Source organism: Methylobacterium sp. J-001, assembly GCF_022829565.1.
GTDB lineage: Bacteria > Pseudomonadota > Alphaproteobacteria > Rhizobiales > Beijerinckiaceae > Methylobacterium.
The window spans coordinates 1-20,374 of the sequence record NZ_JAKSYN010000227.1; the positions used below are offsets into that span (position 1 = coordinate 1).

28 protein-coding genes, 1 tRNA gene and 1 pseudogene are annotated in these 20,374 nt (G+C 61.6%); 22 read left to right on the plus strand and 8 right to left on the minus strand.

The window, feature by feature from the left end; all coding sequences use genetic code 11:
- The first annotated feature begins 338 nt into the window (after positions 1-338).
- Positions 339-527 carry a hypothetical protein gene (locus MKK65_RS29500; RefSeq protein ID WP_058194960.1) on the plus strand — a complete coding sequence of 63 codons (189 nt, stop codon included), beginning with the start codon at positions 339-341 and terminating at the stop codon, positions 525-527.
- Between the two features lie 364 nt (positions 528-891).
- On the plus strand, positions 892-2,214 hold the full coding sequence (locus MKK65_RS29505; protein WP_243961750.1) for an ATP-binding protein: 1,323 nt from the start codon (positions 892-894) through the stop codon (positions 2,212-2,214).
- A 111-nt stretch (positions 2,215-2,325) separates the two neighbouring features.
- On the opposite strand, the gene MKK65_RS29510 is transcribed toward MKK65_RS29505, so the two are convergent.
- The 3 genes from MKK65_RS29510 to MKK65_RS29520 all read right to left on the minus strand — a co-directional run bounded on the left by MKK65_RS29510 (position 2,326) and on the right by MKK65_RS29520 (position 2,948).
- Positions 2,326-2,401: transfer RNA gene (locus MKK65_RS29510), tRNA-Ile, on the minus strand.
- 42 nt (positions 2,402-2,443) lie between these two features.
- The gene (locus MKK65_RS29515; protein WP_058194959.1) at positions 2,444-2,677 is read right to left on the minus strand and encodes a hypothetical protein; all 234 of its coding nucleotides are present in this window, start codon (positions 2,675-2,677) and stop codon (positions 2,444-2,446) included.
- 61 nt (positions 2,678-2,738) lie between these two features.
- Entirely contained in the window at positions 2,739-2,948 is a 210-nt protein-coding gene (locus MKK65_RS29520; protein ID WP_058194958.1) for a hypothetical protein, read from the minus strand.
- Between the two features lie 517 nt (positions 2,949-3,465).
- On the opposite strand from MKK65_RS29520, the gene MKK65_RS29525 reads away from it, so the two are divergent.
- From MKK65_RS29525 to MKK65_RS29610, 18 genes are all read left to right on the plus strand, one after another.
- Positions 3,466-3,681 carry a hypothetical protein gene (locus tag MKK65_RS29525; RefSeq protein WP_152997653.1) on the plus strand — a complete coding sequence of 72 codons (216 nt, stop codon included), beginning with the start codon at positions 3,466-3,468 and terminating at the stop codon, positions 3,679-3,681.
- A gap of 68 nt (positions 3,682-3,749) precedes the next feature.
- Complete coding sequence (locus MKK65_RS29530; RefSeq protein ID WP_243961751.1) at positions 3,750-4,193, plus strand: hypothetical protein; 444 nt, start codon at positions 3,750-3,752, stop codon at positions 4,191-4,193.
- A gap of 883 nt (positions 4,194-5,076) precedes the next feature.
- The gene (locus MKK65_RS29535) at positions 5,077-5,430 is read left to right on the plus strand and encodes a hypothetical protein (protein ID WP_243961752.1); all 354 of its coding nucleotides are present in this window, start codon (positions 5,077-5,079) and stop codon (positions 5,428-5,430) included.
- Complete coding sequence (locus tag MKK65_RS29540) at positions 5,427-6,350, plus strand: toprim domain-containing protein (RefSeq protein WP_243961753.1); 924 nt, start codon at positions 5,427-5,429, stop codon at positions 6,348-6,350. The genes MKK65_RS29535 and MKK65_RS29540 overlap by 4 nt, the downstream gene beginning before the upstream one ends.
- Positions 6,343-7,392 (plus strand): AAA family ATPase, encoded by a 1,050-nt coding sequence (locus tag MKK65_RS29545; RefSeq protein ID WP_243961754.1) that lies wholly within the window; start codon positions 6,343-6,345, stop codon positions 7,390-7,392. The genes MKK65_RS29540 and MKK65_RS29545 overlap by 8 nt, the downstream gene beginning before the upstream one ends.
- A gap of 95 nt (positions 7,393-7,487) precedes the next feature.
- The gene (locus MKK65_RS29550) at positions 7,488-7,802 is read left to right on the plus strand and encodes a helix-turn-helix domain-containing protein (protein ID WP_243961755.1); all 315 of its coding nucleotides are present in this window, start codon (positions 7,488-7,490) and stop codon (positions 7,800-7,802) included.
- Positions 7,803-8,098: 296 nt separating this feature from the next.
- Positions 8,099-8,380 (plus strand): hypothetical protein, encoded by a 282-nt coding sequence (locus MKK65_RS29555; protein WP_243961756.1) that lies wholly within the window; start codon positions 8,099-8,101, stop codon positions 8,378-8,380.
- Between the two features lie 5 nt (positions 8,381-8,385).
- Positions 8,386-8,631 carry a hypothetical protein gene (locus MKK65_RS29560; protein ID WP_243961757.1) on the plus strand — a complete coding sequence of 82 codons (246 nt, stop codon included), beginning with the start codon at positions 8,386-8,388 and terminating at the stop codon, positions 8,629-8,631.
- A gap of 158 nt (positions 8,632-8,789) precedes the next feature.
- Complete coding sequence (locus MKK65_RS29565; protein WP_243961759.1) at positions 8,790-9,347, plus strand: terminase small subunit; 558 nt, start codon at positions 8,790-8,792, stop codon at positions 9,345-9,347.
- Positions 9,348-9,412: 65 nt separating this feature from the next.
- Positions 9,413-9,664: a helix-turn-helix domain-containing protein gene (locus MKK65_RS29570; protein WP_243961761.1), complete on the plus strand. Its 252-nt coding sequence runs from the start codon at positions 9,413-9,415 to the stop codon at positions 9,662-9,664.
- Between the two features lie 213 nt (positions 9,665-9,877).
- A complete protein-coding gene (locus tag MKK65_RS29575) occupies positions 9,878-10,165 on the plus strand; it encodes a hypothetical protein (protein ID WP_243961762.1) in 288 nt (95 codons plus the stop codon).
- A 3-nt stretch (positions 10,166-10,168) separates the two neighbouring features.
- Positions 10,169-10,927 carry a hypothetical protein gene (locus tag MKK65_RS29580; RefSeq protein WP_243961763.1) on the plus strand — a complete coding sequence of 253 codons (759 nt, stop codon included), beginning with the start codon at positions 10,169-10,171 and terminating at the stop codon, positions 10,925-10,927.
- 18 nt (positions 10,928-10,945) lie between these two features.
- Positions 10,946-11,218, plus strand: a complete 273-nt coding sequence (locus MKK65_RS29585; protein ID WP_243961764.1) for a hypothetical protein — start codon at positions 10,946-10,948, stop codon at positions 11,216-11,218.
- A 127-nt stretch (positions 11,219-11,345) separates the two neighbouring features.
- Positions 11,346-11,543, plus strand: coding sequence for a hypothetical protein (locus MKK65_RS29590; protein WP_243961765.1), 198 nt, complete (start codon positions 11,346-11,348; stop codon positions 11,541-11,543).
- Between the two features lie 3 nt (positions 11,544-11,546).
- Positions 11,547-11,840: a hypothetical protein gene (locus MKK65_RS29595; RefSeq protein WP_243961766.1), complete on the plus strand. Its 294-nt coding sequence runs from the start codon at positions 11,547-11,549 to the stop codon at positions 11,838-11,840.
- The gene (locus MKK65_RS29600; RefSeq protein WP_243961767.1) at positions 11,827-12,939 is read left to right on the plus strand and encodes a hypothetical protein; all 1,113 of its coding nucleotides are present in this window, start codon (positions 11,827-11,829) and stop codon (positions 12,937-12,939) included. The genes MKK65_RS29595 and MKK65_RS29600 overlap by 14 nt, the downstream gene beginning before the upstream one ends.
- Before the next feature lie 64 nt (positions 12,940-13,003).
- Positions 13,004-13,336, plus strand: coding sequence for a phage tail assembly protein (locus tag MKK65_RS29605; RefSeq protein ID WP_243961769.1), 333 nt, complete (start codon positions 13,004-13,006; stop codon positions 13,334-13,336).
- A 141-nt stretch (positions 13,337-13,477) separates the two neighbouring features.
- Positions 13,478-16,003: a phage tail tip lysozyme gene (locus MKK65_RS29610; protein WP_243961771.1), complete on the plus strand. Its 2,526-nt coding sequence runs from the start codon at positions 13,478-13,480 to the stop codon at positions 16,001-16,003.
- 1,027 nt (positions 16,004-17,030) lie between these two features.
- On the opposite strand, the gene MKK65_RS29615 is transcribed toward MKK65_RS29610, so the two are convergent.
- The 5 genes and pseudogenes from MKK65_RS29615 to MKK65_RS29635 all read right to left on the minus strand — a co-directional run bounded on the left by MKK65_RS29615 (position 17,031) and on the right by MKK65_RS29635 (position 18,617).
- Positions 17,031-17,249 (minus strand): hypothetical protein, encoded by a 219-nt coding sequence (locus MKK65_RS29615; RefSeq protein ID WP_243961772.1) that lies wholly within the window; start codon positions 17,247-17,249, stop codon positions 17,031-17,033.
- Between the two features lie 294 nt (positions 17,250-17,543).
- Positions 17,544-17,633, minus strand: a pseudogene (locus MKK65_RS29620) (transcriptional regulator); the annotation flags it as partial.
- Positions 17,634-17,790: 157 nt separating this feature from the next.
- Positions 17,791-17,931 carry a hypothetical protein gene (locus MKK65_RS29625; protein ID WP_243961773.1) on the minus strand — a complete coding sequence of 47 codons (141 nt, stop codon included), beginning with the start codon at positions 17,929-17,931 and terminating at the stop codon, positions 17,791-17,793.
- Between the two features lie 122 nt (positions 17,932-18,053).
- Complete coding sequence (locus tag MKK65_RS29630) at positions 18,054-18,425, minus strand: hypothetical protein (RefSeq protein ID WP_243961774.1); 372 nt, start codon at positions 18,423-18,425, stop codon at positions 18,054-18,056.
- Between the two features lie 9 nt (positions 18,426-18,434).
- Positions 18,435-18,617, minus strand: coding sequence for a hypothetical protein (locus tag MKK65_RS29635; protein WP_243961775.1), 183 nt, complete (start codon positions 18,615-18,617; stop codon positions 18,435-18,437).
- 437 nt (positions 18,618-19,054) lie between these two features.
- Between MKK65_RS29635 and MKK65_RS29640 the strand changes: the two genes are divergently transcribed.
- Together MKK65_RS29640 and MKK65_RS29645 are read left to right on the plus strand one after the other, a co-directional pair.
- Entirely contained in the window at positions 19,055-19,555 is a 501-nt protein-coding gene (locus MKK65_RS29640) for a hypothetical protein (RefSeq protein WP_243961776.1), read from the plus strand.
- A complete protein-coding gene (locus MKK65_RS29645) occupies positions 19,552-20,061 on the plus strand; it encodes a hypothetical protein (RefSeq protein WP_243961777.1) in 510 nt (169 codons plus the stop codon). Before MKK65_RS29640 ends, MKK65_RS29645 begins: the two co-directional genes overlap by 4 nt.
- The last annotated feature ends 313 nt before the right edge of the window (positions 20,062-20,374 follow it).

Sequence of the window (20,374 nt, forward strand, 5' to 3'; positions counted from 1 at the left end):
GCCCAGCCGCGCGGGGCTTTCTTGTTGGCGCGAGGCATCCTTCAATTGGGGGATGCGACTCAGCTTCACGGACAGTTATTCGAGGGGCTCCCAAGCTCAATGGCCACTTAGCCCGCCCGGTTCGCCGGCGCGGGCTTTTTCGTGTCGCACTCCCGGTCCGGGACAGCGGTATCGAATTACCGGCACGCCCCGGTAACCGCCCGGCCTCATTTTGTCTCACGAGCCGCGTTGCGTATCGGCTCAATGAGGTGAGGCAATCGAGACCTATGCCGCCGCATAGCAAGCCGCTAGCTCCCATCGCGCGAGGCGAAAAAGCTGGCCGGCTTGCAACGAGCGAGATGATCAAAACGCTGAGCCCGGAGACAGGTAGCGTTGAGGGCATGGTGCGCCGGATCGAGCAGGTCGGGATCATTGTGGCCCGAGGGCATCAGGAAGCCGGCATGAAAGCTGCCGACGTCCAGGCATGGCACATTGGCTTCGAAGCGGGGATGCGCTCCGAACTCGGAGATTACATGCGCCGCTTTTGATCGGCCGACTTCCGCCTTACCCCGTGAACAGATCGGGGCGGGGGCGAGCGGATTATCAGCGCGGAGGCTGCGGCAGCTGAGCCTGTGCCCCACCGGCAGCGACGGCGAAGGCGAGGGCGGCGAGGGCTGTGCGGATGGCGGGAGGATAGCCGTCAGAATTGCCGTGTCGAGTCGGGGCTTGCTACGATGCTGCGCAGGCGCTGAAGCCTATCTTCAAAGGTCGGCGGCAGGCTGCGTAGATGGTGCTGGTGCTTTCGCTTCACCGTGCCGGGATCGATTGCCCCTCGATCTAACAGGACAGCTTCCGATAAGGTCGAGTGCCACCCGCGCGAATTCCCCCTATCATCGAAGACCGCCAGCGCCGATGCCCCTGCACATACCGGAGATCCCGTTTGCAAATTTCAACCCATCTCACAATCTTATTGCTGAGCATATTAAAAATAAGCACTATGTAGTATTTTCGGGAAAAAACAATTGCGGTAAGTCGCTGCTGCTTAAAGCTCTCTATGAATGCTATAGGACTGAGGCTGGCATTCTGCCGGTTAATAGGTTTGTGCATGGGACGAATCTCAACCCCACCGCTGGCGCTCCATCAGATTTGGGTGAAAAACCAAATTTGTCTTACCTCCGCGAAAGCACGAACGTTGACGGTATTTATTACGACTTGGGGCAATATCTGCGATTGATATCGGATGACCAGCGAAATCATATATTTGCCGTTTCTAATTACATTTTAGGATCTTCGTTTGAAATTCGAAAACATGATCCAAATAATTCGTTGTCAGATAATTTGGTTTTCATAGATGGGAAGCGCCTAGATCAAGCAAGCACAGGAAGCAGACTCATATTGCGAATTGTCTGCGATCTAGCTGATAAGAGGATCAATCGAATTGCTATTGATGAGCCGGAGCTCGGCCTTTCACCGGAAACTCAGCAAAAACTGTTTAAATTATTATCTGATAAATCAGTACGGAAAGGGTTCTTTCCACACCTTGAAGCGGTGATGATTGCTACGCACTCGCACATTTTCCTAGATCGGAATATTATATCAAATAACTACCGCATCTCGCGCGTGGGAAATACAATAACGGTTGAGAATGTCTCTTCCTTGCAGCAACTTCAAGATCTTCAATTCAGATTTATAGGCGAAAGTCTGGAAAATTTTTGGCTGCCTTCAGCGATCGTTGTCGTCGAAGGCAAAACCGATCATGAGTTCCTGTCCGCGGCGATCAAGATAAGTTTTCCCCAGAATCGTGTTCTTGTTGTTGAGGCAAGAGGCGATGTAGTATCTCGCATAAGAGAATTGGGGCTCATGATCGGAGGACTGGCACGCAGTGCATATAGCGGAAGAACCCTAGTTGTTCTAGATAGTGTGCACAACAAGTCTAATTCAGAGCAGCTCGCAGCATTAGGAGTTAGTAGAGAAAACATCATAATATGGGAAAATAATGGAATAGAATATCTTTACCCTTCTGAATTCCTTGCTGAAAAGTTTATGTGTAGCTTAGATGAAGCGCAACGAATTGCGATATCTGGTAGCGACAATGTGGAAATGAACGGAATATCTATTCGAAAGAAGGATCTAGCTAGCGAGGCGGCGGCATATCTGACTGGAAGCACCGCTTTTCCAGACGAACTTTGTATAAAACTTTTCCAACGCATCGCTGGCATGCTAGAAGTTGCTTGATTTCTCCAGGTTAAATCGTTGCAGCTGCTCGCTCTGATCAGCGGCGCTTCCCGTCATTCGCCTTCACCTCAATGTAGATGGAGCGAGCGTCTCCGGGGATAGCTTGCTAGCTGGTGGGCCCGGCAGGACTAAAACCTGCAACCAGACCGTTATGAGCGGTCGGCTCTAACCATTAAGTTACAGGCCCCTCGCCGTTCTCCTCGATGAAGATGACGCCAGCGGATTCCAGTCAGAGATCGGGCACAGTCGCGTCGAGCCACTTCGCAGCTCCCAACAGTGTCGGGAATGCGTGCTGCCCGCGCTCGAACGGCGGCGGGAAGGGTGGGCTGTCCTCTAGCGTCTCAGCCATCCAGTCGCCCTCTCGGCCGTCCTCGGACACGTCTCGCACGAGGCTGCCGACGACCTTGCCGTCGAGAATGAGATCGAAGCTGCCCGGGGCGAGGCGCTGAAGGGTGTAGGGCATCAGGTTTCCAAAATGGACGCCGCGCCACGCGACATCAGCGCTGCAACGCTGGGCGAGGATGTCAGTTCGCCCCCTCAGGATCCTCGCGGTGCCTCACGTAGCCCTGGCCGGTGAGCCAGTCAGTGAGAGCGTACCGGATCGCCTCCGGACGGGTTGGCTTCGGATCAGGCTGATCGGCAATCCAAGCGTCGAGGGGGGCGACCTGTTCAGGCTGCACCCGCACTTGGATCTGAATGCCGGTCTGCTTCCCGCGGGTTCTACCCGTGCGCATGTGGTACCATAGTTGACGTGCCTCACGCCTAGTGGTACCACAATGACGGTCCGGCGGGAAGGTGGAAGCTCCCGCACGGGACCTGACCCCACCACTCTGTTGAGGAGAGCGGCATGGCTAGCCACGCCCATAGCACACGCACGCCCTTATTACCCCAGTCCGGCAACAAGGGTCTGAGCAGTTTTGCTCAGGCCAACCGCAGCTCGCGGCCCTTAGCAGGCCAGGGGCTCGGCCGGCAGCTGGGCCCCGTCTCCCGGGCCATTAAGGCCTGCCGTTAGACTGATCCGGCCGACCAGGCCATCGCCGAGATCCAGATCGGGCTGGCCAGCTTCTTCGCTGATGCCGACCGCCAGCGCGTCCGCGAGCTGCGCCGCCGGATCGCCGACCGTATCGAGGCGGACCTGGCCTTATTAGATGCGCTCGACGGCGACGCAGATTGCGAGCCCGAGGAGCCGGAAGCCTCGGCCACCGAGTGGACCGGCCGCGGCGCTCACCGCTTCAATGTCGGGAGGTCGTTATGAGCCGGCATCCCGCTTGGAACGCCATCGATAGGATGGAAAACGACACAACGGATCTGCGACGCTGGGCGAGCGTGCTTAACCGCATGGGCTGTTCCGGGGATCCTATCGACCCAGAGGACGTGTTCGTCATCAGCAAGGTCCTGTCGAAGATAGGCGAGCGCCTCGACACCAACCGCCGTGAGGCTTTCGACATGGTCAGAGGTAAGAACTAATGGCCGCCTCTACACGCCGCGCCGCTCTCGGTGCCATCCTCGCGGCCCCGCTCACAGGTGGGGCCGTCATGGCCCTCCCTTCCGACACGCACCTGAGCAAGCCGTCTGAGGTCCTGTCAGATCGTGAGGCACAGTTCGTCGCCCTCACACCGAGCCTACTTGTGAAGCTCGTGGAGTTCGACCGGCTCTGGGCGGAGTCGAGCCGGCTCTACGATGAAGCTCGTCAAGCGCATCCGCGCCCAGATCCAGAGATCTTCGGCTCAGCCGCTCAGAAAGGCGCGGCTGAGGCCATAGGGACCACCCCCGAGTGGCAGGCCTATCTCGCATCCCGGGAGCCCACCGACGAACTCGACAGTCAGCTTGATGCCGTCCTGTTGCCCTTCATGGACGAACCAATGGTGAGCTTTCCGGCGATCCTCCTGAAATGCCGGATCGGCATGTCGCTCCGGCAATACCAAGATGATGCGGTTGGTGACCTCGAACGGCTGGCCAAGGAGGTCCTATGCGCGTGATCTACGCCTTACTCGCGGTCGGGATGCTCCGGCTATCCCGCCTCAGCCTTGCCCAGTCCGAACGCCTTCATCTCGATGGCGATCGAGCCTTCAAGCGAGCGCGGAAGCGGCTGCTGCAGGCCGAAGCTCTCGCTGCCCGGGCGGACTTGCCGTCCGCGGCCTCAGCGCAGTGAGGGGAGGGTACTGAGTGCCCCTCCATCAATGCAGATGCCAACTCGGCGACTTGGTCGGCCGAGGGTTCGCCAAGCTGATGAGGGCTAAGCTGAACTTAGGGGTACGCGTCTGATGCGTCTCGTTGGCATCCACGCCCACCCTCATGCCTCGGGGGGAGATGGCTAGGGCGGGCGTGGACGGCCGGAGACCAATCCGACCTAGAAGCGAACGCAAAATGCATGCGACTTCACACGAACGCCGCTCGCGCACCCGGTGCGGCCGGCAGCCGTCGCCGAGTAGTTTCGCTGTTACCCACAGCGTTACCCCGGCGCATTCGGCAGATTTCGAAATGATAGCTAAGTGATGGCGCGCCCGAAAGGATTCGAACCTCTGACCCCCAGATTCGTAGGCTGACCCGGTCCACTGAAAACATTGATGTTTTCTGCAAAACGGGACCTAAACGGGCCACGAAGGTTCAAGGGGTTAGCAAGGGCTCTACAAACCGCAAACTGAGCGAAAGACACCTTGGAAATGCAAACGCCGTCGCGGGGGTCACGGCCCGCAACGGCGCTAAGCAGAGCGGTCTTCGGGGGAAAACCAAGGCTAGGAATACGGCCAACCGCCCTTCCCTGGCAAGCGCCCTGACTGCGGTTTTGGACCGCGAAGGCATGGTGATCGGCGTGCTTGCGAGCCGTGTTGAGGCTCGGGCTTTCCTGCGGGGAGGCTGCGCATGAGCACCACCTCCATCCGTTCCATCGTCGACGATGCGGACCGCCGCCTCGCCACCGCCAGCTATGGTGAGGAGACGCTGGCCATCGGCGTCGATTATTTCGAAGCCGTCGGCGCACACTTCGCCGGTTCGATCTACCTGCGCACGGTCAATGAGTCGTGGAGCGATCCACAGATCAACGCCCTGATCCTGACGACCTACGGCGAGTTGCTGGAGATGGTCAGCAACACCTTCGCCAACTTCGGGGTGAAGGATGAGGTGTACCTGCAGCGCTGCCTTGATGCCGTTGAACGTGGATTCCTTGATCGCGGTGAGAACTTGTTCTCGACCACCGATACGGGAGGTCGGGCATGATGGATCTTCGCTCCGCAGCGCGTGCGCTCGGTGGCGAAGTGGTCGGCCGGGGCATCGTGTGCCCCGGTCCGCACCATAGCCGCCAAGACCGCTCCCTCAGTATCTTGTTCGATGCCTCGGCGCCGGGCGGGTTCACCTTGCACAGCCATGCCGGGGATGACTTCGGATCCTGCCGGGACTTCGTTCGCGAACGGCTCGGGCTTTCAGGGCAAGTTGCATCGAAACCAGCTCAAGTCGAGCCAGTTTCTGCAGCGCTGATTCAAGGGGGTAACGAACCGCTACCCCCTTCAGCTTCTGATCGCACGGCACTCGCCCTGCGGATCTGGCGCGAGGCCCGGCAGCCAGCCGAGTCACCGGTCGCTCGCCACCTCGCCCGCCGCGGCCTGGATCTCATTCCTGACATTCACGAAGTGCTGCGCTTCCACCCGTCCTGTCCCTTCGCGGGAAATAGGACCCGGGCGATGGTCGCGCTGGTGCGGAACATCGTCACCAACGAACCGCAGGCGATCCACCGTACAGCGCTGAGCCTCGATGGTCAGAAGGTCGAGGTGAACGGCAAGGATCGGCTCGCGCTCGGAAGCATTCGTGGCGCGGCCGTAAAACTCACGGCCGACGAGGAGGTCACGTTGGCCCTGGGCATCGGGGAAGGGCTGGAATCGTCGCTCTCACTCCGGTGTCTGCCCGAGTTCGGTGCCTCGCCCGTGTGGTCGCTCCTGAATGCAGCTGGGATCGCCAGCTTCCCGGCGCTGCCCGGCATCGAGGTTTTGTGGATCGCGGTCGACGACGATCCCGCAGGCCGCGGGGCGTCCGAGCTGTGTGCCGATCGCTGGCGCCGGGCCGGCAAGGAGGTGTTCCTCGTCCAGGCGACTGCCAGCGGCACCGATCTCAATGATGTCGCGATGGAGGTGGCCAATGGCTGAGGCCGCTTACAAGATCGACCGACTCCCCCCGCTGCCTCCCAAGCCGCAAGCGCGCCGCTTCGGATCCGCCACGGCCGCTGAACTGATGGACGAGGTGCTGCCGCCCATCCGCTACATTGTCCCCGGCATCTTCGCTGAGGGGCTCACCCTGTTCGGCGGCAAGCCCAAGCTCGGCAAGTCGTGGTTCCTGCTCGGGACTGCCATCGCGGTAGCCATGGGCGGGGTCGCGCTCGGCAACATCGAGGTCGAGCAGGGTGATGTCCTCTACCTTGCGCTGGAGGACAACAAGCGCCGACTGCAGAAGCGGCTGGGCCAACTGCTGCCCACCGGTAAGAAGCCTGTAAGATTGCACTACGATCTGAACTGCCGTCGCCTCGATGACGGCGGCCTCGACGACATCCGCGCCTGGATCGAGAGCCAGCCGGATCCGCGCCTCGTGATCGTGGACGTGCTGAACAAGGTGCGTCCCGCGATGAAGGGCAACGAGGGGATCTACGACTACGACGTGCGGTCCCTGGAGGGGCTTCAGGGTTTGGCGGCGGAGTTCGGTGTCGCCGTCGTCGTGATCCACCACACCCGCAAGGCTGAGGCCGAGGATCCGTTCGATTGCCTGTCCGGCTCGACGGGGCTCACCGGCACAGCCGACACGACGCTGGTGTTGGCCAGGGATAGCCAAGGGACCACGCTCTACGGGCGCGGACGCGACATTGAGGAGATTGAGAGCGCTCTGTCCTTCGACCGGACGACCGGGGCCTGGACCATGCTCGGCGCCGCCGCCGATGTCCGAAGGAGTGACGAGCGCAACTTGATCCTTGATGCCCTGCGAAACTCGCCCGAGCCGATGTCGCCTAAGGACATCATGCTCAGCGCGGGGCTGGAGAACCGCAACGCTCTCGACGTGATGCTTTTCCGGATGGTGACCGCCGGCGAGATCGATAAGGCGGGACGCGGTCTCTACTGCCTGGCAGGGGTCAATAACCCCTGTAAGAACGGTAAGAATGTAAGATCGGGCAACCGGTACGGAGAGAGGTACGACGAATGAGACCCCTCTCTCAATCTTACAATCTTTCCGATCTTACACCCCCCTTGGACCCCTTGAGGGGAAACCGGGAACACGCAGATCGGGACGCGCCGCAGGTGCTCGTCCCGTTCAGCCGGCGCGAGGGGTGCTCGGTCGAGGAAGCTGCGGAGATTGCCGGCAAGTCCGTTCGGACAATGCGGCTGTGGTGTGAGCAGCATCATATCGGTCGGCATGTCGGCGGCGGCCCTTGGGTGGTGAGCCGGGTTGCCTTGGAAATGCTGCTCGACGGCGATCATGTAGCCCTGAGGGCGTACCTCGTAGGCGATCGATCAGGGCAAACAGTCGTTCGGTATTATGAGCGTGTCGGTTTACTGGATCTCATTCACCGCTGGCACAATATCGGTTCGGCAATGTCGGCAATGGCGACGTAGAACAGACGCGGCTAAAACGGCATCTTTGGGCATCATGAAGCTTCATGCTGATGGGTCCTCGACATGCCTTCCTACCGCTCCCTGACCTTTCCCGAAGCCCTTCGCTTTCGTGCCGAGCATGGTCTCTGCGACGCGGTAGTCCGCGCCGCCCGACAGAACCGGGTTTCGACCTCCGAATACGTTCGCCGAACCGTGCGGGCGCAGTTGGTCTCCGAAGGCTTCAAGCTCCCGCCGATCAGCGACGACGACGGACCTGGCCCCGCCGGTCCTGCTGCTGCCCTGAGGCGCGCCGCCTGATGGTCACGGACCTCACGTCTGACCTTGCACAGCACCTTGTGGTCGAGATGGCCAAGTCCTCGCCGTCTCTCTTCGTCTACCTCGTAGCGCAGGGCCGGGATCTGCCCGATAGCCCTGCCGCTGCCTCCCGAGCGGTTCGAGAGCGCTGGCCAGCCTTGACCGAGGAAGAGCGCCGTATCGCCTTCGCGTCCGCCCGCAACGTGCTCATGGCCGTCAGCAACGAGTGTGTCGAGAGCGTCGCCCGCCTCGACCTGCTGTCTGGCGAAACAGGAAGGGGCTGAGACCGATGCGCTTGACCGTTCGACAGGAAGTGAAGGCCAGCATCATCGGCGTCATGGCCGAGGCCGAGAAGGCGGGGCGATGCCCGCTCGCCGCTGCCGAGGCTGCCTTCCCAGGCGTGCCAATCGTCGTTGTCGGCGCCTGCTACGGCGAGATGATCTCAGACCAGGAGGACCGCTGGTGGCAGACGGTTGAGCGCGTCATCGACGCCGAGGTCATTCAGCGTGCCGTTGTCAGTGCCGCTGCCCAGTGAGGTGGGACCCAAAGACCATCCAAGCCGAATTAGGGTTGTAAAGTTTACTCTAGGTTCTTCCGGAGGGTGACCACCCACACGGGTCCGCGCGAGTGCATCATCTCTCTAGGTGCGGACTTCTGAAATACCTTTATGTTATTTATCCCGAGGCCGAACGAATGACTGAAGTTGTCTCGCGCAACGTATTGGCAAATCAGCTTGGGGTGAGCCTTCCGACCGTGGACTCATGGGTTCGGCGCGGCTGTCCAATCTTGAAACCAGGTCGTCGTGGGGTCGCCGCGCAATTCGATCTACGCGCCGTTCGCGGCTGGGTCGATCGCTACATCTCGACGGGGCGGGTCGTCCGGCATGAAGGCCAGACCTTCAATCTGCCGTCGCGTGAGCAAGCGCTGCTGGTCAAAGCATTTGGACACATCATCACCAGCCATTATGGGCACGCCGCGGATGCCGCTCACGCTCTTGGCCTGAGCACGAAGCAGATCTATGCGCTAGAGTACGAGGTGACTTTGCACCTCGCCAAATGCATGTCAGATTATCTGGCCGAGCATGGCCTCACCAGCTTCGCTTTAGATCTTTACAATAAGCCTAATACCGAACCTGACTGGCGCCTTGTGGCCGCTATGCATGGCGAAAATCGTGATGATGAAGAGCTAGAGCGGTTTTTTGACGAGATGCATGTCCGCGTTGTTCGTCTGCCCCGAACTGGGGAGGCCTGATGAACAGCTCAGGCCTAATCACCGATCAGCGCCTTGCTGTCCTAGTCGCTCGCGTCGAGTCCGACTTGGCTGACCTCTACGCCTACCTAGCGGAAGCCGGGCGCCTGCCTCCTCGCGTTGACGGCATCTATCTCTGGCCGGACCTGCCCAGTCATCCCGATCTTGCTTCGCCGGCCGATGCCGCGCGCGAGGCCGGTGTGACGCCTCAGACGATCCGCCGATGGGCGAAGCAACACGGCATCGGCCGGATGTATGGCAAGCGGCTGCGGATCTCGCGCGTCATGCTGACGCCTCTGATCGGTCTAGCCGGAAATTAATTTGGTCGTGTTGCAGATGTTGCAACTGAACTATTGAATGTGGCTCAAGATCAAAGTCTAGTTATCCTCGGATAGGCAGGGCAGCCATTGTGATCTTGCCGCTGGCCCGAGAGACAACGGGAACGATACCTGCGCGCCCTGCGGCGAAAGCTACTTCAAGCGTCCAAGGTGTCGAAGGCCAGCAATTCAATTCTGAAAGTGAGCGGAGACAGCATGGCTAAGCGCAAGGTTCAACTTGGATGCACGTGCGTTGTCGCCGATCCGACGACGAGCAAGCCTGAGACCCGCGACTCCATTGGGAACATCATCACGCCCGGCACCATCGGCACCCGTAGCATTCCGGCTGGCGAATGGGTCGAGCTGGACGAGGACGAGGCCGATCGGCTGGAAGCCCGGTTCCCCTATCGCACCTATGCGGCGGTCCGCGATGCCGGCGTCGCGGCGAAGACTGCAGAGGACGCCGTGGGCGGTCGTGTCATGTCCATGACGAAGCGGGGCTGAGGCATGGCCGGGCTCACACGCCGCAAGGCAAGGGGTGAAGCAGTCGCCGACGAACAGTCAGCGTCCCTGATCGAGGGGCTTCGTACGGCTCGCGCGCAGGCGGATGCCGAGCGGATCGACGCGGTTCGCATGCGCGTGGATGCCGAGGACCGCCGGCACGCCGCGTTGAAGGCCGAGGACGAAACCGCCCTGGCCCGTATCGATGACGAGCTGTCCACCGTGCGGCGGCGCATCGATATCGCCGAAGCCAAGTTCGCCCGCCTTGATGGGGAACTCGCGCAGGCCGAGCACGACGCCGAGCAGGGCCGCCGCCACGCCGTGATGGCGGAAGCCATGCGAGCGCTCGACCAGGCCCGCGAGGTGATGCGCAACGAGTATCCCGCCGCCGCGCTCGCGGTTGTGGATGTGCTGCGCCGGGTGCGGGCATTCCAAGAGATAGCCCGTCAAGCAAACCTCGAATTACCTGACGATGCCGCCCCGCTGAGCTTGATCGTGGACCCGTTGTTCACTCCGGAGGCGGCACCGATGCCGACCCCGATGATGTGGGGGCAGGCTCTATTCCACAAAGAGACCGGCAAACGGGCGCCGATTTCCATTCACAGCGGCCCTGACTATGAGCTGCGTGAAGTCTTAGTGCCCCGGCCCCTGGCCGATGTTCACGCACCGACCTTCATGCCCATCGCTGATTTCGTGAACCTTCCGGGTGTCGAGCCCGGCAAATACTTCTACGGCGCCGTCCGTTGGGGCCAGCCGCGCAACTAACATTCTCGGAGAGACCAGATGAGCCAGAACGCAGAACACGAGGCCGGGGCCGAATGGGCCAAGCGCCTGTTCCCCAACGTTCGCCGCGCTCAGCCGGCTGCCGAGCCGCGCAAGTCTTGTGAGCAGCGCATCAAGGAATGGGGCGAGAAGTGCCGGGCCGAGGCGACCGCCGCAGAGGCGGCCCGGACCTTCGGCGCCCAGGTTCGGACCACGGGCCGGTTCCCGTCGTCCTACGCCATCGGCGAGCGCCGTGCCGCGATGGACGGCACCCAGTGGCAGCGGGTTTCCTGAGCCCGGTAGCCCAACCCCTTTCCCGCCTCCCCGGATTGCATGTGGTTTTCCGGGTCGAGGGACGGCCGCGCCGGTGTTTGGTGCCATCGGCGCGGCCAACCCCTTCACAGCCTCACGGAGCCTAGCCATGGCCGACACACCGACCGACGCTCAGACCCTCGCCATGTACAACGCCCTCGCGATCGCGATGCAGAGCAAGGACCCCGGCGACGCGCGCAGCGTCGGTATGCCCGGCTGGCCTGCCATCGGCGACCTGAAGACGATCGACGGTCACGTGATGCGCTGGACCGGCAACACCTGGTCGCGTGCGGACGCGGTGGCGTAGGCCATGGCCGACTTCTCCGACCTCGACAGGCTGGCGGCCAAGGATCTGAACGGCCTGCTGTGGCACGTCGGCGAGCGGTGGACCTACACCGGCTGCCAATCGGCCCGGAACGGCTACGGGCGCCTCTGCCCCGTTGAAGGCGTCGCCGAGGGTCGGGTGACGGCCGCGCTCCGATCCGGCGCCTACGTCGGTGTCCACCGCGACGGCATGACGGTGGGTCGCCCCATCGTGGCGGTGCGACGTGCCCGACCTGATGACACACCTGCACTGATGGAGGCGTCCCGTGTCGAAGCCTAAGGAAGTCGCCGAGATCCTGGTCCGCGGCCAGCGCTACAAGAATTGGCAGACCGTCAGCGTCACGCGTTCCGGGATCGATCCGTTCCCGAAAGCCGTCTTCACGGCAGCTTCACCGATCGAGAACTCGCCGAACTGGTCCAACACGAAGCTGGCGATCGGCGATTCGGCTGAAGTGATTTTGGGCGGCAGGCAGGCCATCAGCAAGGGCCGGATCATCGGCCGGCAGCCCGCCTACGATGCCACGCAGCACGCGCTTCAGCTTAGCATCAGTACGAACGCGACCGTCATAGCCCGGGCCACGGTCGACGAGAGCAAGAGCGAATACAAGAACTACAGCTTATCTCAGATCGTCAACGCCCTGCTGAAGCCCTACGGGGCGACGTTCAGCTTGAAGGGCGAAACCTCGGGAATGGACAAGCCATTTCCAAAAGTTAACCTACTATTCGGCGAGACGGTATATGATGCCATCAACCGTCTTTGCGCTTTCAGGAACGTCTATCTGCAATCAGACATTGACGGGAACCTCGTCGGCTACAGGCTCGGAAACTCAGTTGGGGCACAGGCCGAACTAGCCGAAGGAAAGAACATCCTCCAGGCGTCGGCGAGCTTCAATTACACGGGCGCCTTGAATGAGATCAATGTTGTCGGGCAGCGCCCTGGCAACGATCAGTATTTTGGCGATGACGCCCGCACTCAGACTGGCACCGCCAAAAATCCAGAAGTGAAGCAGCACGCGCCGCTCTCGATAGTTGCGGAGATGCCGGGCGACGCCGCCGAGATGAGAATGCGCGCACAGTTCCAAAACGGCTTCCTCCTGTCTGATCAGGTCCAAGTGCAGATCGTGGTGCAAGGCTGGTTTCGTAAAGACGATAAGCTTTGGCTTGAGAGCATTGGCGAGCCGGTTAGCGTCTATAGTCCGATGTTGTTCACGACGGACAAACTCAATCTAGCAATTCAGGAAGTCACCTCGACGCAAGGCCCGACCGGGACTTTGACTGCGCTGACGCTGGTCCTGCCGGGGGCATTCAACGGCGGCGATCAGATCAACAGCGGCGGCGCAGGCGGTGGCCTGCCTGCCGGGACCTACAGCAACGCCTAGCGCCGATGCGATCGGCAATCACGGGAGCACACTGATGGCAGACAATTCGGAACCGACCTGGGCTGTGAAGGTCACCCTGTCCGAGCCGATCGAGATCAAGGCTAAGGATAATGGCGAGGTGTTGCAGCGGATCGAGGAACTGAAGTTCCGCAAGCCGACCGCTCAGGACATCATCGAGGTCGGTGGCAGCCCCGTCCTCATGGATGTGTTCGCTGAAAATCCGATGTCCACTGTGCGGTTCGACGGCCCGAAGATGGGCGCGATGATCGCGCGGCTGTCCAACACGATCCCGTCATACCTGACGAAGATGAGCGCGCCGGATTGGCTCTACTGCGCGTGGCAGCTGTCGTCTTTTTTTCTGCCGGCGCTTCCGAGGATCTCATCCGAGCCTGCCTGAAACTCGCGATGATTTACCGATGCGATCCGGCGGCCATGCTCAGCAAGCCTCAGGAATACATCACGACGTTGATCGAGCACACGCCCGATGTGCTTGAGGAGATGATGCAGTCGGGCCTGTACGGTCGAGGAGACTAGCACGATGGCCGATGAAGCCCTGAGGATGCAGGCCGAGGTGGTGGATCGGTTCTCCGGTCCGCTCAAGAGCCTGCGGTCGCAGCTGCTAGACGTGTCGCGCCAGGGGGCGGCGCATGGCGATGTGCTGGCGAAGGGCTTCGGCAAGGTCGAGGGCGCGATCCAGGGCACGGCCAAGGCGGCATCGTCGGTCCTGAACCCAGCCATGATGTCGGTCGGCGTCACGAGTCTGACGGCCGGCGCCGCCTTGGCCGGCGTCACGAGTGCCTTGAACAAGCTGGCGGGCAACCTCGGCACGCTGGGCCAGTTCAGCCGCGAGACCGGGGTCGCGGCCTCGACGCTTCAGGAGTTCAGTGCGGTCGCCGGCAAGTTCGGGGTCGATGCCGGGACCGTCGAGGCGGGCACCAAGACGTTCGTCCGCAACTTCCGAGAACTGGGCCGGGGCGCGGGCGAGGCGCTTCGCTGGACCCTGATGCAGGGGACCAATCCGGCCAGCCGCAAAGCCTTTCAGGATTTCGCCACCGACCTTCAGCGCACCCAGGACCGGGGCGAGGCGCTGAAGAAGACGCTGCAGTTCGGCGAGACGATCAAGGATCCGACCGAGCGGGGCATCTTCTTCGAGCGCTTCTTCGGCACGGCGGACCTCGCCCGGCTTGCGGATGGGCACCTCGGGCCGGTGATCGACCAGTTCAACAAGGCCCGTCAGAAGATCGGCCCGCTGGACCCGAAGGACATCATCAAGGCCGAGGAATTCCAGCGCGCCATCGCCGACCTCAACAGCAGCATGACGACGATCGGCACGACGATCGCCAAGGAGGTGCTGCCCTACGCGTCGAGCCTCGCGCACTGGCTGGACGAAGGCGTGAAGGGCGGGCGCGGCGACGCCATCGTGGCGCTGCGCACGGCGATGCACGATTTCGGAGTGGAGCTAGCCAAGATCGATTGGGCGGGTGCAGGCAAGGATGCGGGCGCCGCGTTGAAGTCGATCCTGGAGGGCCTGAAGCCGCTCGGGGTCGAGCTGCGCAAGGCCATCGAGCTGATCCACGCCCTGCGCTCCGGTAGCCTCACGGACGTGCTGCGTGTCACGACCGGCGGTGAAGGCACCCTGGGTGCCCTGGTTCGGTCCGTGGCCCCGCGTGCCGGTGACGACGAGATCGGCGCCCGTGCCGAGGTCGAGGCGCTGAAGAAGGAGCTAAAGGCGGCCGAGTACGACCAGGAGACTGGCGGCCCTGCCCTCGACTTCAAATCCCGCGAGCCCGTGCTGAAGAAGCGCCTGGACGATGCGGAGAAGGAGCTATCCCGGCTCCAAGGGCGAAGCCCTGAACAACGGCAGGCCGAATACGAAGCCGCCAACGACAAGCTGCGCAAGGCGATCGAGTCCAACACGGATGAGTTGAAGCGCAGGGCTGCCGAGGGCGCATCGGTATCAAAGTCGAGCGCAGAGGGCGGCCTGTTCGGAGGGGCTACGATCCAGTCGGCTGCGTTGGGTGGCGGCTACCGGCGGGCTCCAGCGCCATCGCCGCGCGGCTACGGCGGCGGGCGCTTCAACGGCCTCGGCGGGAGCTTCCCTGACGGGCCGATGCATTCCCCCGAGAGTGAGGGCGGGCGGCGCGCGCGTGCCCTTGGCCGGGGAGGCGTGGCGGATGATGGGCCGCGAGTCGCTGGACAGGGTGCCGTGCCCAAGGGGGCGGACGAGCGAGCGCAGCGAGCCATGGCCCGGCTCATTGCGCGAGGCTGGACCCCGGAGGCCGCCGCTTCGGCGATCGGTCAGGCTATGGAGGAGAGCAGCGTCAGATCGGATGGCCCCCTTGGGGATACCAAGCGGTTCGGCACGGGCGACAATGCTGCGCACGGCATGTTCCAGTGGCGCGCCGAGCGCTTCCGTGCGCTCAAGCAATTTGCCGAGAAGCGGGGCGTTCCTTGGACCGACTTTGACGCCCAGGTCGATTTCTTCGATCAGGAGAGGAAGCATCGGTCCCGCGATGAGCGGGAGTGGCACCTTGAGACCGATGTTGGTCGAGGCAATCGAACTGGTAAAAAATTCGAGGGCTACGACGGGCCGCTCCAGGCACAGCGCGAACGCCATGCGCGGCGGCAGCTAGAACTGTACCGCCGCGGCGGTACTCGCATTCCCGCAGTGGAGGCGCAGAAATACGGCGACGGCCTGAAGGACGCATTCACCCGCCGGGGGGAGGTGCTGGCGGACCCGAACGACGAACGGCGCCGGTCGAAAGGCTCGTTCTATTCGGAGGAGGATGACCGTCGCGCCGCTCGGGATCTAGGCATCGCACTGCGCGCCCGCCGCGCTCAAGCCGAGGAGCAAAACCGGAAGCTTCAGATCGGTAGCAGCCGAATGTCCGAGGTTGCGGGCCAAGCCGGGATCGTTGGCGGCGCCAACGTCAACGGCAGCGTCACGACGGTGATCGAGAAGGCTGGGCCGGACGCCCGCGCCAGGACGGACACGAAGGGCAATCTGTTCGGCAAGGTGGTGACGGTGAATGGCCGGCAGATGGCGCCGCTGGGCAGCAACTAGTTCGGTTGCAGGTCCGTCTCAACGATCGAGTTCGGGCCACACCTGTGCCAGTCGTACTGTCCGCCTGGCTGCCCCTTTTTGCCGAAGCACCAGCCGATTTGAGACAGCCGCGCGTGAAGCCGCGTTCGTCTTTCACACTCGTCAATCGTCGCCTGGGCCTCCGGGGTTGAGCTGCCTCGGCAAGTCACATTGGCTTGTGACCAAGCCCCGATCAGTTCCCGCGCGCCGGGAGCTGCCTGCGCCCCACCGGCAGCGACGACGAAGGCAAGGGCGGCGAGGGCGGTGCGCATGGTGACAGAGTAGCTGCAGGCATGGCGATGTCGAGGACAACATTTTTGCCAGCAGCGATTCAAGCTACGGAAAAACAGTTGCTGCGATCTGCATGTATGAAGAATCAAATACTTGGCTTACCATCGTGTCAGGCAAGTCTAAATTATGCGCTATTCCGACCGCGCCTATGTTAGTAAAAGTTCCATCCGAAATCATCCTCTCTCGGACTGAGTATGGAAGCAGAATTTCCATTGCGCAGACTTCAGCAAGGCGCTCCGCATTTACCGCCATTCCCAACGATGAGCCAGACTGTACGCTACTGTACAAAGCCAGAGTAGTTATCAAAGTTGTAACAGCCTGCGCAGATACAGTGTGCGCACCAGACCTGCTATCCATTGCGTGGCAAAGTTCTTTTGTTACTACAAATCTACGCCATTCGACAGGCAAATGATTTGCATAGCGTATTTCGACTATCTCCTGCCTCCCCCTGTACGGAAGGAAAGATGTAAAACGCAGGAACTCTCCCCATATCGGATTTGCCGGGCTAACGTTGTACCCTAAAAACCTTACATCATCTATTTGCGTGTAGGCTTCTACAGCGTTTGAGACTTGCTGAAGCGTGAAGGTATCAGAAGTCGGGAAGGTTTTTCTGCACGCGTCTCGGACGGCAATAACTGCGGGAACCATGATGAAGCCCAAAAACAACAAAGGCGGGCCTGAGCCCGCCTAAGCTAGTAGATGTGCGGATTATTTGGTGTCAAGCTTCGTAACTCGACTCTTCCGCCGGCGCATCGCCATTCCATTTGAAATGTCGAACGCAGTTGCCGGACGAAATCGCATCTTCGATTTCGTTTAGTCCGGCAAAAATCTCCTCCGGCTGGACCGCCCTCGACGGGTGGAAGAGAAACTTCACATCCACCAGCCCTTCCTGACGGGCAGTTTCGAGCCGAGCGAGAAACTTTTTCTGCTCGCTCATGGTATCACCTCATCCCTTTACCGAAGCCCCCGCCTCGCGAATGATTCGAACGCGCGGCTTTCACAGCCGGTTCGCTCATTCCACGCCGATTTGGCAGGAATTAAAAAAACCGTCAATGCGCGTCGTATGCCGCGTTCGCAGCGTGGCACGAGAAATTAAATGGGGTGCTAATTTCCGGATGCAAATTCGCTTTCGCGAAATTCGTACGATGCCCTTCGCCCACATGAGTTTTTTGATCAGTCGAATTTCAGGCCCGCTGATTTTTGCCGCTCCGCGCTCAAACCGCACAGTCGCTCATTCAGAAGGCGCTTTCCGCAGCTGCACCCCAGGCCCCTCGCCGTTCTCTTCGATGAAGATGACGCCGGCGGCTTCGAGGGCAGCCCGGAGCTTTACCTCGGTGTTGGCGCGGCTACCGACGGGGCCGTCTGCTTCCTAGACCTCGCCAGGGCGCCGCTGACCGCCACCCTCATTATCGCCGGAGTATGCAAGCCGCCGGTCTCGCAAGCCTGTTGTAAGGGCTGCTGCGCGGCCCGGAGGCCTATCACTCGCCGTTAGTTCCATCGCCGCCGACACCGCAGGTCTCAAGCGATACCGCGAGGTGATCGGCCAATTCCCGGGCGGCCGCCTCACCGAACGTGCCCCGCGCCATCGTCACCAGTTCGTCCCGCGTCGGCTCACTCATGTCGACGGGGCAACAAGCGCTGAACGCGATTAGCTGCGGCTGCATGGCGGCACCGGATGGTTGAGGGAACATCTACAACGCTCATCCGGCAAGTTGGTTACTGCCGCCTGAAGGTTGGGCCTTTAGTGCCCCGCCAACTTCGCTTGAAGCATCACCTGCAGGACCGCCAGCGCGGCGCCTCCCGGATGCCGGATCAGCTCCAAGCCCTCGTAGCGACCACGAACGCGCAGCCCTGGCGGCTGCATCTTGGCCTCACCTGATCCCGGGCCGGTTCTCGTCACTACGCCCCATCCCGGGAGAGCGTGTGCGACCGTAATCAGTGCGGCGTCGGTCCACGCCTTCGCCTCTATGAACAGGGCAAAGCGCACCTTGACGTCGGGATGCTGCTTGCCGGTCGTGGCGAACCACACCTCGGCGAACAGCTCGCGCGCTGGTTCGGGGGCAGCGGCGACCTTCTCGATCAGGTCACCCAGGCGCGCGGCGTCGGCTCTCATGACGACAGGTCAGATCCGCTTACTTTGAACGTCCAGACCTTTCAGCGGCACGCCAGTCCTGAACCGGCCGTACTTGCGACCGATGCGATCGAGGAACGAACCATAGGCCATTCTCACGAGATGCCGCTCGTGGTCAGCTACGACGCGCAGGATGCGATCGCGGAACAGCTCGTCAGGTTCGGGTTCGCTCATGACCTATTTAACAGCGCAACGAGCCCACTCGCTATCAGCCCAGCGCCCAGCACTTTTGAGGGAGCGTTGGCGATGCCCTCATCCGTCAGAACCGACGTTGTGGCCCCAGCCACCACTGCGACGCACAAGATGGTGGCGACTCTGCCTAAGCTCACTTCAGATAGCCCTTCGCCTTCAGGTGCTCGGTTAGGAGCTTCTCGACGTAGGAGGCGACTGACCGACTGTCTTCCGCCGCAGCCTTCTCAGCCGCTGCCTTCACGGCATCAGCCACTCGAACGGATATCGCAGAGTTCTTGGCCATGAGTGCAAATGTGTGCAGTTGACATCCAAAAGCGGTGTCGCCATACTGCACTCAGTTGCACACAAATGCAACGGACTGACGCCAGGGTTAGGAGCCTGACGCCAGTCCTGACCATCAACGCCTGGGATCTCCGTCAATGGCTACTCACGCCCATAGCACACGCACGCCCTTATTACCCCAGTCCGGCAACCCGCGGCTCTTATTAGGCCAGGGGCTCGGCCGGCAGCTGGGCCCCGTCTCCCAGGCCATTAAGGCCTGCCGTGAGACCGACCCGGCCGACCAAGCCATCGCCGACATCCAGATCGGCATGGCAAGCTTCTTCGCCAATGCCGACCGCCAGCGCGTCCGTGAGCTGCGCCGCCGGATCGCCGATCGGATCGAGGTGGACCTGGCCTTATTAGATGCGCTCGATGGCGACGCTGACGTTGAGCAAGACGTTGGCGAGATGCCGGAGGGCGTCTGGGCTCAAGGCCGTGCCGTTGGCGACGATGATGAGCCGAGCTTATGCGGCGTGATGGTTGGCCAGCCGAACCTGGGCGGCGATGATCGCGAGCTCGATGAAGCTGAGCTCGGATACGCCAGCCCAGCTTGGTCTGGGCGTGGCGTGGACGAGGTTTTCATCGGGAGGCGTCGATGAGCGCCTCCACCCGGCGCGCCGCCCTCGGCGCCATCCTCGCGGCCCCACTGGCATCCGTGCCTGCAACCGCAGCACTCGAACGGACTGAATACCGCACCCGACTACTGATAGCCTATGCGGAGGACCGAGCCAGTCGACCTATCGGCATCCGAGCTAGGAATGGTAGCATCGACGAGAAGGCGGCGGATTTGGTTCAACAACGCTGCTGGGCGATCGCGAAAGAGGTGACTGCTCTGCCGCCGCCCAACACGATCGAGGGGCTTGCGCTCACAGCTCTTGCTGCCGCGATCCTGTCCGAAGCCGACGACCGAGATGATCCCACCGTCATAGCCGCGGCTGGCCTAACACGAGCCGTACTCGCCTTCACCGGCACGCCGCTTCCAATCGGCTTTGCAGGTTTTGGCGACGAGCCGGACCATAGGGAACGTGATGAGGCCGTACACAACGCTGCCGGTTCACTTCCGGCATGGGCGGTCGAGGAAGCGGCGAAACAGCGACGAGTCTGATCCCGGCAGTGCCGGTCCGTCCAGTCCATCATCGGGGCGACGGAGAACTGCCATAGGATCTCCAAAAGCCCACGCCCGCTGACCTATCGCCCATCGGGAAGAAGCGCGATCACCGCGGGCGTGAGCTGCCGAGAGGAGACCCGACAGCCAACGGTTAGCCCCTGCCGGTCATGACGATCAATCGTTGGAAACGTACCCAACTAGCCAACAGATTGGTTCTCACGAACGCCGCTCGCGCATCCCATGCGCGCGACAGCCCTCATCAGAACAATGGCAGGCATACGCCAACGATGCCGAGGCCGAGTACGATCAA

What these genes read in the sequence shown, in the direction of transcription:
- MKK65_RS29610 (WP_243961771.1), top strand. Translation starts at nt 13,478, where the DNA reads ATGGCCGATGAAGCCCTGAGGATGCAGGCCGAGGTGGTGGATCGGTTC.
- MKK65_RS29585 (WP_243961764.1), top strand. Translation starts at nt 10,946, where the DNA reads ATGAGCCAGAACGCAGAACACGAGGCCGGGGCCGAATGGGCCAAGCGC.
- MKK65_RS29500 (WP_058194960.1), top strand. Translation starts at nt 339, where the DNA reads ATGATCAAAACGCTGAGCCCGGAGACAGGTAGCGTTGAGGGCATGGTG.
- MKK65_RS29555 (WP_243961756.1), top strand. Translation starts at nt 8,099, where the DNA reads ATGGTCACGGACCTCACGTCTGACCTTGCACAGCACCTTGTGGTCGAG.
- MKK65_RS29580 (WP_243961763.1), top strand. Translation starts at nt 10,169, where the DNA reads ATGGCCGGGCTCACACGCCGCAAGGCAAGGGGTGAAGCAGTCGCCGAC.
- MKK65_RS29530 (WP_243961751.1), top strand. Translation starts at nt 3,750, where the DNA reads ATGGCCCTCCCTTCCGACACGCACCTGAGCAAGCCGTCTGAGGTCCTG.
- MKK65_RS29520 (WP_058194958.1), bottom strand. Translation starts at nt 2,948, where the DNA reads ATGCGCACGGGTAGAACCCGCGGGAAGCAGACCGGCATTCAGATCCAA.
- MKK65_RS29560 (WP_243961757.1), top strand. Translation starts at nt 8,386, where the DNA reads ATGCGCTTGACCGTTCGACAGGAAGTGAAGGCCAGCATCATCGGCGTC.
- MKK65_RS29540 (WP_243961753.1), top strand. Translation starts at nt 5,427, where the DNA reads ATGATGGATCTTCGCTCCGCAGCGCGTGCGCTCGGTGGCGAAGTGGTC.
- MKK65_RS29635 (WP_243961775.1), bottom strand. Translation starts at nt 18,617, where the DNA reads ATGAGCGAACCCGAACCTGACGAGCTGTTCCGCGATCGCATCCTGCGC.
- MKK65_RS29640 (WP_243961776.1), top strand. Translation starts at nt 19,055, where the DNA reads ATGGCTACTCACGCCCATAGCACACGCACGCCCTTATTACCCCAGTCC.
- MKK65_RS29545 (WP_243961754.1), top strand. Translation starts at nt 6,343, where the DNA reads ATGGCTGAGGCCGCTTACAAGATCGACCGACTCCCCCCGCTGCCTCCC.
- MKK65_RS29515 (WP_058194959.1), bottom strand. Translation starts at nt 2,677, where the DNA reads ATGCCCTACACCCTTCAGCGCCTCGCCCCGGGCAGCTTCGATCTCATT.
- MKK65_RS29590 (WP_243961765.1), top strand. Translation starts at nt 11,346, where the DNA reads ATGGCCGACACACCGACCGACGCTCAGACCCTCGCCATGTACAACGCC.
- MKK65_RS29505 (WP_243961750.1), top strand. Translation starts at nt 892, where the DNA reads ATGCCCCTGCACATACCGGAGATCCCGTTTGCAAATTTCAACCCATCT.
- MKK65_RS29615 (WP_243961772.1), bottom strand. Translation starts at nt 17,249, where the DNA reads ATGAGCGAGCAGAAAAAGTTTCTCGCTCGGCTCGAAACTGCCCGTCAG.
- MKK65_RS29535 (WP_243961752.1), top strand. Translation starts at nt 5,077, where the DNA reads ATGAGCACCACCTCCATCCGTTCCATCGTCGACGATGCGGACCGCCGC.
- MKK65_RS29565 (WP_243961759.1), top strand. Translation starts at nt 8,790, where the DNA reads ATGACTGAAGTTGTCTCGCGCAACGTATTGGCAAATCAGCTTGGGGTG.
- MKK65_RS29625 (WP_243961773.1), bottom strand. Translation starts at nt 17,931, where the DNA reads ATGAGTGAGCCGACGCGGGACGAACTGGTGACGATGGCGCGGGGCACG.
- MKK65_RS29595 (WP_243961766.1), top strand. Translation starts at nt 11,547, where the DNA reads ATGGCCGACTTCTCCGACCTCGACAGGCTGGCGGCCAAGGATCTGAAC.
- MKK65_RS29630 (WP_243961774.1), bottom strand. Translation starts at nt 18,425, where the DNA reads ATGAGAGCCGACGCCGCGCGCCTGGGTGACCTGATCGAGAAGGTCGCC.
- MKK65_RS29575 (WP_243961762.1), top strand. Translation starts at nt 9,878, where the DNA reads ATGGCTAAGCGCAAGGTTCAACTTGGATGCACGTGCGTTGTCGCCGAT.
- MKK65_RS29645 (WP_243961777.1), top strand. Translation starts at nt 19,552, where the DNA reads ATGAGCGCCTCCACCCGGCGCGCCGCCCTCGGCGCCATCCTCGCGGCC.
- MKK65_RS29525 (WP_152997653.1), top strand. Translation starts at nt 3,466, where the DNA reads ATGAGCCGGCATCCCGCTTGGAACGCCATCGATAGGATGGAAAACGAC.